Below are 11,512 nucleotides of genomic sequence, written 5' to 3' on the forward strand. Positions count from 1 at the left end.
CCAAAGCAGGTATGGAACAAGCAGGGGAAGACTTAGCCAGTTGGATTGTCGATGGCTTTATGGGGACCATCACAAAATTGATGGATTTTTTTAAATCTTTGCCTGGTCGCATAAAGGGCTGGATTGGATCGATTGATTTATCCGACCTGTTTCATTTGCCAAGTTGGCTTGGGGGCAAAACAACCATTCAACCCATAGCACAATTTGCAGGTCATTCTCATGCCAATCACTTGGGCTCAGAGCAAAGAGAGAAAGACCGCTCTGCCATCACCCACAATCAAAATGTCACGGTGCATGTCAATGGCGCGCGTGATCCTGTTGCTACTAGTCGAACGGTTACTCACGCCATTCAACGGGCACGCGCTAATGCCCTACATGGAGGGACCGAATAATGGCAGGAAGGCAATGAGGGGAAGGACACACAAACTTATGTATCGCACTCAAAATATCACGGTGCATGTCAATGGCGCGCGTGATCCTGTTGCTAATGGTCGAACGGTTACTCACGCTATTCAACGGGCACGCGCTAATGCATTGCATGAGGGAATAGAATAATGGGAGGGAGCATGCAAGATCCTTTGATGATGTTAGGTCCACATCAATTTTATGTGGACTGGCTTAATTTCCAATCTTTTGAAGAGGAATTCTCTGCCTCATGGGTTTCTATGGAGCGTTTTGGCAGGTCGCCTAGTTNTGTGTTGTTTCCAGAAGAGTTTGGGGATCGGGTTGCCATTGATGCCATCACCACAACGATCAAAAGAGCAAAGCCGGTCCAGATGCTTCGTTGGATCAATGATACCACCTATAGTGTCCTTCTCCATGGTCCGGTGGTGATCACCAGTATCACGAAAGACCACGACTATATCAGTCGCTCTGGTCAATCACAGCGTATTCGCTATGCGATCAGTCTTTTGCCCTTTTTAAATGGCGGAAAACCACGAGGTCAGTACCAAGTGGGATATGATGAAGGGAGAGAAACCCGATGAAGATACCAGAAAAGCGTGTTGTTGTAGAGTTAGAGGATATGAGTCTTGATCTCCTCTGCTTTCAACATGCCATGGCTGTGTTAGGAGACAGATCTCAAGTTGGGGCACTAAACGGCTATTTAGAAGCTACACTGCAAGCCAATCCAGAGATTGCGAGATATGGTGCTCTGTTGCCAAGGGGCTTAAAGGTTCTTCTGCCTGAATTTGTCAACCAAGAAAAGAACAGCGTGGTAAAGCGGCTATGGGATTTATGCGTGCACATCCCTTTATTGAGGTGATAGTAGGGGAGAAATTTGTTCATGAAATCTTTTATCAACGTCTTTTAACGGCAACCATCACCGATCATGCCGGTAATGAAGCCGATACATTTGAAGCAGAGTTTGATGAGTGCGGCAATGATTTAGAGATTCCCTCCAGGAACAGTGTACTCCATGTCACCTTTGGTTATGAGAACAGCATCCGTGCCTTTATGGGGCGTTTTGTTGTCGAATCGGTTGTAAGTTGTGGAGGCAGTGATGGAGAAATCTTGCGCCTTTGTGGCAAAAGCGCTTCCATGCGTGGGGAACTCAAAGAACAGGTGAGTGAACATTTTGACCATAAAACCATTGCTGAGATTGTTGAGACCCTTGCCAAACGCCATGGTTATCAAGCAAAGGTCAGTCCACAGTTTACCAAACAAGCCTTACCTTATGTGATTCGGACAGATCAGTCGGCGATTGATTTTTTAACCCGCCTTGCTGATCGCATGCAGGCGCGTTTTTTGATCAAAGACAATAAGTTTTTATTTTTAAGCGGGGACAATCTCCCCCTCCAGACAATTCATCAACAGGAGTGTTCCCACTGGGAATTTAGTCTCGAGCCGCGCACCCAATATGGCACTATTGAAGCTTCTTATTTTGATCGTTCAAAAGGGCAACAATTGTCTGTCAAGCATCAAACAGGTTTTAATGGTCCAGTACGCCGTTTGCGCAGTTGTTATACTTGCAAGGAAAAGGCACTGGCAGCAGCGGCATCAGAATCAGACAGGCTTTGCCGAGCTGTGGGCAGTGGTTCTTTGACCCTAGAAGGGCGCCCCGAAATCATGGCGGATCAACCCCTTCTCCTCCAAGGATTTCGTATGCAAATCAATGGACCATGGAAAGCCGCAACCGTGACCCATCGCTATGAAAAGCAAAGCGACTATACCACAGAAATCACCTTTGAGGCACCAAATCAAGGAAAGGAGGCATGAGAAAATTAAACGTGTTAGAAACAGAAAATCAAAGGTGCAACCTGCTCCTTTGATCGGTCGTGATGTTTCTTGAGATCAAAGTGCAATGTTTGCTCTTTGAGTGGAAGAGAGCAATAGGATCAAGGTGATCCAATTGCATGAGTCCAGCAATAGGGTAATGTTTACCCAATTCCTCAAACAAGCAATAGCCAAACATTGCACAATTGCATATCGAAGTGCAATTCGGTCAAGTTGACCGAATTCCTCAAAGCTTCTTTTGTTTCAATAATGCGATTCCTATAATATAATTCTGGCAAAAGAATTGATCATTAAAAATTGTAATTTTTAAGAGAAGAAAAATAAAGACTCATTAAAGAGGCTTTAAATGATCTTTGAAAGGTCTTTGAAGACCCTTTGAAAACCCCTTAAAAATCATGTGAAGCAAATAAATTGGTACAAAACCTGGTGGCAAAATATACAAAACCCGCTGGCAAGCTACAGCTACACAAAACCTAGTGGCAAGCTACAAAGCTACATACATACATTGAATTTGGCTGGGGAACTTGGATTCGAACCAAGATTGACGGAGTCAGAGTCCGCTGTTCTACCATTAAACTATTCCCCAATCAGCCAATGTCGCAACTTTTAGCAGATTTTACAGTGCAGGCAAGGATAAAAGAGAATCTTTATGATGATTGATGAGGAGAAGAATTCATCGATAATAAAAGGCGATAGGAATGTCATTAATTTTTTTGATCTGAATGTCTACATCGTAAATATCTTTAAGAATTTCTGGCTGCATAATTTCTTGTGCTGTTCCACAATATGCTGCTTTGCCATGTTTGAGGGCAACAATCATATCTGAATAAGAGGAGGCAAAATTAATATCATGCATCACAATGAGAATGGTTTTTTTGAGTTCATCGGCTGTACGGCGTAATTGCTTCATCATGGCAACGGCATGTTTCATATCAAGATTGTTTAAAGGCTCATCTAACAGGAGATAGTCGGTGTCTTGACAAATAACCATGGCAATAAAAGCACGTTGGCGCTGCCCACCAGAAAGCTCATCCAAAAAGCAGTCTTTTAAGTCTTGTAAGCCGAGATATCGCAGTGCACTGTCAATAAATTGTTTATCTTCATCGCTATACCAGCCTTTTGAGTAAGGATAGCGTCCGAAACTTACTAAATCATATACGGTAAGACGAAAAGATAAAGGATTATCTTGACGCAGTATTGAGAGTTTTTGTGCCAACATAATGTGAGACATTTTATCAATATCAAAATCGTCGATATGAATGGTTCCTTTATGATGTGGTAAAAGGCGCCTTATCAACATCAAAAGTGTTGATTTACCAGAACCATTGGGACCAATAAGAGAAATAATGCCCCCTTTGGGGAGTTTTAGACATAAATTATCGATAATCAATCTAGCTCCATAAGTCTTGGAAAGATGATTGATCTCAATCATTTTAGTTTTCCCTTCATCAGTAATGTTAAGAAGACAATACCGCCACAAAATTCAATAATAAAACTTAAACGTCCTGCCATATGAAAAATTTGTTCTAGAATAAATTGCCCACCAACTAGACAAATAATAGCTAATAATATCGCAATCGGTATAACAACCCCGTGTTTTGCTTGTGGGGAGAGTTCATAAGCAAGATTAACAACGAGTAATCCAAAAAATGTAACAGGCCCTACCAGTGCAGTGGAAATGGAAACAAGAATAGAAACAAAAATCAAAATAGCTGTAGCGCTTTTGCGATAAGCTATTCCAAGATTAAGCGCGTTTTCCCGTCCCAAAGCAAGAACATCAAGCAGATGGCGTGAGCGCCAAGCAATCAGACTCACTACAAAAACAATAATTATGGCAAATCTTACGAGTGATGTATTGAATTTATTAAAATTTGCAAACATGATATCCGTTAAATTCATCATTTGATCTGGATTGAGTTGCAATTGCATAAACATGCGCAAGCTGAAAAAAAATCCCCCTAAAATAACACCAATCAAGAGTGTTATATGAAGTCCTTTTAGACTTCCTGAAAAGAGCCAGCGGAAAAGACTTATGGAAAAGAAAACGAGGATAAGAGCTTCAAGAACTAATTGTCCTTCTTCATTCAAAAAGGGCAATGAAAGGGAACCTAAAAAATACATTATGGTCGTTTTTATGAAAATATAAAGTTGATCAAATCCCATCAATGAAGGGGTAAGAAGACGATTATTGACAACTGTTTGAAAGAGAATAGTAGAAACTGTAATTGTATAGGCAATGAGAAGAAGCGAGATGAGTTTTGTGAATCGAAATGTCCACGTATAGATGTTGATATTCCATGTCATGTAAAGACTGATGAGGCCACATGCCATCACGATAAGTGTTGTCAGTACAAGTGTTGTTGCTTTTTTTCTATCCAACACGTTTTCTCCAACGCAACAGCAGTATTATAAAAAAAAAGCTACCAATAATTCCCATCATCGTACTGATGGGAATTTCAAGGGATGGGTGAATGATTCGTCCTAAAAGATCACAGATTAAGACAAGTCCTGCACCGCTCATTGCCACCCAAGGAACAGTGTGGCGCATATTATCTCCCATGAAATTTGAAATAAGATTTGGAATAATCAGTCCGACAAAAGGAATTCGCCCGACTGTACAGACAACGACAGCAGTGATTGATGCGATAATAAAAAGTCCAAAGAGCATGACAGCACGATAATTTAGTCCAAGATTATTGGTTAAATCTTCTCCAAGATTTGCTAGGGTAAAACGGTCAGCAGTAAAATAGGCAAGAATGCAAAGAGGAAGAGAAAACCATAAGAGTTCGTATTTTCCCTCAAGAATCATCGCAAAACTGCCAAATAAATAGCTTTGTAGAGAGGGAAGCAACATTTCATAATCAGCAATAGCATTGGTTAAGGAGCCAATAACATAGCCTAGCATAATTCCTATGAGTGGAACAATGTGGGCAGATTTTAAAGGAATTTTGCGCAATAAAAACATAAAGAGTAGTGTGCCAGTCATGGCAAAAATCGCTGCGATCATCATTTTTCCTAAAACAGGAACGTTAGGCAGAAAAATCATGACAAAAACAATGCCAAGAGAGGCTGATTCAACGGTTCCAGTAGTAGATGGCTCAACAAAACGGTTGCACGCAAGCAATTGCATAATCATGCCTGAGAGTGCAAGTGCTGCGCCGACCAAAAGGACTGCAATTGTACGAGGAAGACGTGTTTGCCAAAAAATAAGCCACGCATGAGGATTCCTTGATAAGAGGTTAGAAGGTGTTACATCAGAATAACCAACAAAAATGCTGAGAATAGAAAGTAGAACAAGAATTGTTATGGTTATCCAATAATTTTTCACGTTAAATTATTTTCCAACAGAAAAAAACAAAGGTTGTTAGTAAACAACCTTTGCTTCTAAATTTTATTTTTACAACAAGCAAGTTATTTTGTGTGTTTATTTGCTTTTTGTAAAGGCTTCATTGATTTGTTGTGCTGCCTCATTTAGTCCCGTTAAACCACCAGCTGCACGGTACCAACTCCAAGAATCTAAATAAATAATCTGCTTTTGTTTGCCAGCTGTTGTACGGTGAACAAGTTCATTGTCGAGCAGTTGTGCAGCAGATTGTCCTTCCCGTCCGATAGCTGCATCCCGATCAATAATCAATAGCCAATCAGGATTGGTTTCAAGAATAAACTCATGAGAAATGAGTTGTCCATGTTTTTGCACGGTGAGTTTATCGGTTGCAGGAGCAATTCCAAAGGCGGAATGAAGAATATCAAAACGTGATTTTGGACCTAAAGCACTAATCTTGCCACCAGAGGTCATAAGGATAAGTCCTGTGCCTTTTCCTTGCGTGTTTTCACGAACTTTTGTTAAATTTTCCTTGAGTTTTGCAATTTCTTCTGCAGCTTCTTTTTCTTTACCAAAAATTTTTCCAAGAATAGACACATTCCGTTCAATATCTGCAAGAGAGTTTTCACTTCCTATAGTGAGATCAATGGTTGGAGCGATTTTGGATAAATCTTTATATTTGGCTTGAGTTCTTGAGGAGATAATAATTAAATCAGGCCGAAGAGTGGCAATTTTTTCATAATCAGGTTCAAAAAGGGTACCAATTTTTTCATATTTTGCCTCATTGAATTGTTGCAAATATGAAGGTTTTTTGCCTTCAGGAATACCGACAACAGATTTAATTCCAAGGCGATTCATATTATCAAGCGAAGCAATATCAAACACAATAACTTTTTGTGGAGCAGTGGGAACAGAAGTTGTTCCTGAAGCGTGTTCAATCGTTATACTTGCTTTAACATTCACATCTGCCCATGAAAAAGTTGCAAAACTCATTGTAATAACCAAAACAGAAATTACCCATTTTAGATATTTTATCATCGTCATTATATCCTTTTATCTTATAAAATATTAGGGTTTTTGTACTTAAAAACTTATATTTAGGCATTTTTGTGTACAAAACGATATTATAATAAGCTACACTATGTTGTAAAACAGACTAATGTGTGTTACAAAGCGTACACTTACCTTATTTTCACTTAATTCAAGTGCTTTTGCAAGATTATATTTAGAAAGTTTGACATATGATCGATGTATTTAAAAAGCGTACGCGCTTGTACGCGCTCACAACAAGTGCTCTCTTCTTTTTACAAGCTGTAGATGTTTCTATGGGGAATGGAGGCCAAGAAGGAAAAGAGAGTTTGCTTACTTCGGTTGATTCTTCGAGTTTACTTAAGAGCAGTCCATTTAATGACTATAAGTGTGATATGACTGATGATAAGACAGATCGTGAGCCTATTTTTTGTATGGATGGTCAAGAACACTCAATGAAAGGAGGTAGTATTCTTGTAAAGAGATACGGTGAGAATGCTTTGTATGTAATGGGCTCTCTTGTGAAGGGGGAAAGTAAAGAGAGGAGTTTCCTTAATATTAATACTCTTAGACAAGCGAGATCTATTAAAGCAAAAACAACAACTGTTAACGTGAATAATGTGGCTATAAATGGTGTAGAGTTTCCTTCTGATATGACAGATCTTTCTGATAGTAGTGATGATTCTGATGATAATCTGGGCACTTTATTATCGATGTTTAGTGAAGAAGATGCAAAAGAAGCACTTGTTGGGTGGGGAAGTGCTGTACTTTCAGTAGTAGATGCACAGGTTAATTTGGAGAATTCAAATATTCAAAATTTTGTTACTGGGCTTGAGGCTGTAAGTGGTGGAAATATCAGCATGAAAGGAGGGAAAATTACAAAAGCTTCTATAGGTGCATCGGCAAATGAAGATTCCTCTATTTTGTTAGAAAATGTGAATATTGATGTGAAAATCGCTAATATACTACCTATTAATGCACACGGGTTGCAGAGTGTAGATAATTCTCAAATAACAATGAAATCTGGATCAATTATCTTTGAAAAAGGTGGTGTAGGCATTATATCAGAATATGGGGGGATTGTAAAACTAGAAAATGTTATGATTAACATTGCTCAACAAAGAGACACAGGGATTCCAGGAAGTTCAAGAGCTCGAAGAGATAGTGGAGTTGATCAGACTCCAGGAATGGTGCAGTTAAGTATTGTCTTTCTGTTACAAGATGCTCATCTTTCTTCTGATGGCGTAATTGCTAATGGCTCCGATGCTATTGGTTTGTGGGTTAGTAATAGTGATCCTTCTGAAAATGAGAACAATTTTTGGTCCAATAGTGACTATGATATTCAGAACTATAATTTGAATAATAATGATGATTTTACTAAGATTGCTGGTGATGCTGGAAGGGTTCTTGCTGCCATAAAGTCTTCAGCTATTAACTTAGCAGGTAACGATTCTTATGGTATATATTTTTCTGAGCAGAACTTGGAATTCGGCATGAAAGAGTATATGGATGAGCAGGAGGATCAAGCACGAGATAGTCGTGTTATTCGAAATGTTATTGAAGAGGCTGTAGATGATGACGATGATGAAAATCTTATGGCAAGGGTAGTTCTTTTAGAAAGTTCTAAGCTTAAAGTTCCAGGTGGTGTGGCTATTTATGGTCGGGATTTGAAAGGTTCTGTTATTTTAGAAAAGGACTCAGCCCTTTCTGGTGATGTACTATTGAGAGCTGTAGATTCTTCCAATCTATCTGTTTTTGCTAGTGATTCTTTCCTTAAGGGGGCTGTTCGCATTGATAAAGATTCTAAGGCCGATCTTATTTTATCACATGGATCGGAATGGTATGTAACAAAGAATCGATATAGTGATTCTGCCGATTCTAATATGGTTTGTTTGGATTCATGTATTTCGTCTATGACACTTAGAGATAGTAATATCAGATTTATTACTTCTTCTAAAAATATAGCAGAAAATAGAGTAACAGCTAGGAGTCCTCAAGGTGATGCACAAGGTGATGCAACTGGGAGAGAGGATATTGAAGAGGGTATTGAGTATAGAGTCCTTCGCATTGGAAATGGAAACAAGAAGGAAGCGGTTTACACTGCTTCTGGATATTCTAGAATTTACTTCAATGCAAATCTGATGCCTAGCGAAACGGAAAATTCTCAGATATCTGATAGGCTATTGATCCATGGTAATGTTGATGGAAAAACAACAGTGTTTGTGCATGACACTTCAGTTAATGGTCAACAGAAAAAACAGTTTAAGGAAAATCCACTTTACAGTACTTCACTTATTCAAGTTTTTGGAGAGGCAAACAGGGATAGTTTTACTTTAGATGGTGGTTATATTACACGAAAAGGGGCGCCTTATAAATATGTTCTTCGTGCTTATGGTCCAACGATTCCTCGGAAAATGCAGTATTTTGATAAAAAATTGGTGAAGGATAGTAAAGATGTTTGGGATTTTCGTTTAGAAAGCGAAAATATACCCTATGAGTGTGGTTGGTCTTCTTCCTGTTTTATGGTTAAAGCTCCTACGCCTATAATTTCTGTGTCTAAGGGAACTGAGACAAGTGAGCCTTCAGCGTCTCGCACTGTAACAAAAACTGATGGAGAAGTATTGGATACGCTAGGATATGATGTAGTAGATGAGGTGGGTAATGCTGTAACGTTTGATAGTGATTCTGATGCAATTGATATTGTAGCAGTTACTGGAGTTCCGTCTATTCCATCTAATGAAGGTTCCCACGGTGTAAAATCTACTGCGTCTAAACAGAAGGGATCTTCACCTGTAGGACGTATTTTGCTCGTTTCTGGAAATTCTAAACCATTTGAGAGTGTTACTTTTACAGTCCCTAATGAACCTGCACCTATAGTTTCATTGGCGTCTTCCGGGACGTCTATAAAATCTTTAGCAGATACTATTACTAACTGTAGTGTTTCGAATGGAAATGGTGAGGTAAAATCGCAAGCACCTTATTTGTGCAGTGATGGTCAAACACATACTATGAAGAATTCTGTACTGAAAACAAGTTCTGATACTCAGCATTCTATGCATGCAAAGAGTAAAGATACTGTTATTAAACTAGAGGGAGCCACAATTAGTGGTGTGGGTCTTAATAGTAGAAATAATGTTGATTTTAAATCTCAGTTTGCGAGTGCAGTGCTTGCAGAAGAGGGGGCAAAAGTTATTTTAGATAAGAAATCAAACATTACATCTTCTGTGATTGGGCTGGAAGCGCAGAAGGGTGGAGAGGTTAAAATGATTGAAGGAACGGTCAATGCCGATTATGTGGGGGCTTTGGCAGGTTCTGGGTCATCTGTTAATTTAAGTAATACGAAAATTAATATGGTAGGAGGTTCGGCTGCAGCTGGTCTAGCGAGTAAAGGTGGTAAGATAATTATGGACTCTGGCACGATTATTCTGAAAAATGGAGTGGCAGTGAGATCAGAAGATGGGGGCAGTGTTAAGTTAGATAAAGTTAACATTACTGCTAAAAAAGAAGCAGAGAAGTCGAATTCTACAGATAAGTTTGGACGTGCTGCTATTTTGGTGAGTGATAATGCTTCTGTTGAGTTTACGAATGGTGATGTTATTACTGATGCCAATGCTTTGTGGGTTAAAGGAACTGGTCGTGTTGTTGAAAACAGTTTTTCTAGGAAAAAGAGGTCTGCTGACATTCTTCCTGTTATTAATCATGCACATATTGAATCTTCAACTGTTAAGGTGGAAGGTGATAAATCCTATGGTATATATTTTGATGGGAAGGGCTTAAAAGAAGTTGATCAACAAAATCGAAATAAAGTTCCAGAGAAGGTTGTCGCGGAGTCAACTGGAAAAGGACATTCTGCTGAGAAAGCGGGCATTATTAAGCGGAGTGCTGAATCTTTACAGGAAAGAGCACCTATAGCTATAACGGGAATGGTCTCATTGAAAAAAACTGTCTTCGAAGTTGCGAAGAGTGTTGCTATTTATGGAAATAATTCTGCTGGTCATGTTTCTTTAGAAAATAAAACAACTCTTTCTGGTGATTTGTTGTTGAGAGCTGAGAATAATTCTAATATCGTGCTTTCGCTTGATAACTCTATTATTGTAGGAGGTTCAAGTATTGAAAAGAGTTCTTATGTCAACTTAGATTTAGCTAATAGATCAGAGTGGATTCTAAAAAGAGGTGAACATAAGAATTGGGTTGCTTCAAATTCAGAGTGTATGGATTCTTGTGTTTCCTCTATACGTCTTGTGAATAGTGTTATTGAGTTTGTGTCTCCAGAATCTGGCAGTTTGTATCAGACTCTCCGTATTGGAGATGGAAGCGGTAAGGTCTATGCGGCTCAGAGAGATGCTTCAATTTCTCTTAATGCACGTTTAAACCCTCATGATTCAAGTAATGAACAAGTGACCGATCGGCTTCTCATTCATGGTGATATTGAAGGAAAAACAAGAATACATGTACGAGGTGTTTCGGGTGAGGTAAGTAAAAGTAAGGATCACCCCAAGGTTGCTCATAGTGTTTCAATTATTCAGGTTTATGGGAAGGCGGAGAAAGATTCTTTCCAACTGGACGGTAATTATGTTGTGCTAGCGAATTCACCTTATAAATATACTCTTCGTGCTTACGGTCCAGAAGTGACTTCTAAACAGGAACATGTTCAACAAAAGTTTATGAAGGATGGTGGGGAGTTTTGGAACTTCCGTTTAGAAAATCAGTATGTTAAGGCTAATATTCCTGCGCTTGGATTTGCTGGTTCTGAACGATTTGTTAGGTCTGTTGTCCCACAAGTTCCGACTTATCTGCTTTTGCCAAATAGCATATTCCATGCCGGTTTGATGGATATCAGCAATCAAAACAAGCAGTTGGAGATACAACGGAGTATATCCGGTGGAATGTTAGACATTGGTACAAATTCTGCTTCATTTTTGCGTG

General features: G+C 39.2%; 10 protein-coding genes and 1 tRNA gene. 6 read left to right on the plus strand and 5 right to left on the minus strand.

Annotation, left to right across the window (positions count from 1 at the left end; genetic code table 11):
• The 5 genes from ABD909_RS05625 to ABD909_RS05645 form a co-directional block, all read left to right on the plus strand.
• Positions 1-392 (plus strand): hypothetical protein (locus tag ABD909_RS05625; protein WP_345096987.1); only part of this gene is annotated, 392 nt, incomplete at its 5' end.
• Between the two features lie 37 nt (positions 393-429).
• Positions 430-555, plus strand: a complete 126-nt coding sequence (locus ABD909_RS05630) for a hypothetical protein (protein WP_345096988.1) — start codon at positions 430-432, stop codon at positions 553-555.
• Positions 556-566: 11 nt separating this feature from the next.
• Entirely contained in the window at positions 567-986 is a 420-nt protein-coding gene (locus ABD909_RS05635) for a phage tail protein (RefSeq protein WP_345096996.1), read from the plus strand.
• A complete protein-coding gene (locus ABD909_RS05640; protein WP_345096989.1) occupies positions 983-1,264 on the plus strand; it encodes a tail protein X in 282 nt (93 codons plus the stop codon). The genes ABD909_RS05635 and ABD909_RS05640 overlap by 4 nt, the downstream gene beginning before the upstream one ends.
• Positions 1,228-2,217, plus strand: coding sequence for a phage late control D family protein (locus ABD909_RS05645; protein ID WP_345096990.1), 990 nt, complete (start codon positions 1,228-1,230; stop codon positions 2,215-2,217). The genes ABD909_RS05640 and ABD909_RS05645 overlap by 37 nt, the downstream gene beginning before the upstream one ends.
• Positions 2,218-2,747: 530 nt before the next feature.
• Here ABD909_RS05645 and ABD909_RS05650 read toward each other — a convergent pair.
• The 5 genes from ABD909_RS05650 to ABD909_RS05670 all read right to left on the minus strand — a co-directional run bounded on the left by ABD909_RS05650 (position 2,748) and on the right by ABD909_RS05670 (position 6,595).
• Positions 2,748-2,821: transfer RNA gene (locus ABD909_RS05650), tRNA-Gln, on the minus strand.
• A gap of 87 nt (positions 2,822-2,908) precedes the next feature.
• Complete coding sequence (locus ABD909_RS05655) at positions 2,909-3,667, minus strand: iron ABC transporter ATP-binding protein (protein ID WP_345096991.1); 759 nt, start codon at positions 3,665-3,667, stop codon at positions 2,909-2,911.
• Positions 3,664-4,614, minus strand: a complete 951-nt coding sequence (locus ABD909_RS05660; RefSeq protein WP_345096992.1) for an iron chelate uptake ABC transporter family permease subunit — start codon at positions 4,612-4,614, stop codon at positions 3,664-3,666. The genes ABD909_RS05655 and ABD909_RS05660 overlap by 4 nt, the downstream gene beginning before the upstream one ends.
• A complete protein-coding gene (locus ABD909_RS05665; RefSeq protein ID WP_345096993.1) occupies positions 4,607-5,563 on the minus strand; it encodes an ABC transporter permease in 957 nt (318 codons plus the stop codon). Before ABD909_RS05665 ends, ABD909_RS05660 begins: the two co-directional genes overlap by 8 nt.
• 96 nt (positions 5,564-5,659) lie before the next feature.
• Complete coding sequence (locus ABD909_RS05670) at positions 5,660-6,595, minus strand: siderophore ABC transporter substrate-binding protein (protein ID WP_345096994.1); 936 nt, start codon at positions 6,593-6,595, stop codon at positions 5,660-5,662.
• Positions 6,596-6,798: 203 nt separating this feature from the next.
• Between ABD909_RS05670 and ABD909_RS05675 the strand changes: the two genes are divergently transcribed.
• Positions 6,799-11,512: autotransporter outer membrane beta-barrel domain-containing protein (locus tag ABD909_RS05675; protein WP_345096995.1), on the plus strand; the 4,714-nt coding region annotated here is incomplete at its 3' end.

It is taken from the genome of Bartonella acomydis (assembly GCF_039543025.1).
Lineage (GTDB): Bacteria > Pseudomonadota > Alphaproteobacteria > Rhizobiales > Rhizobiaceae > Bartonella > Bartonella acomydis.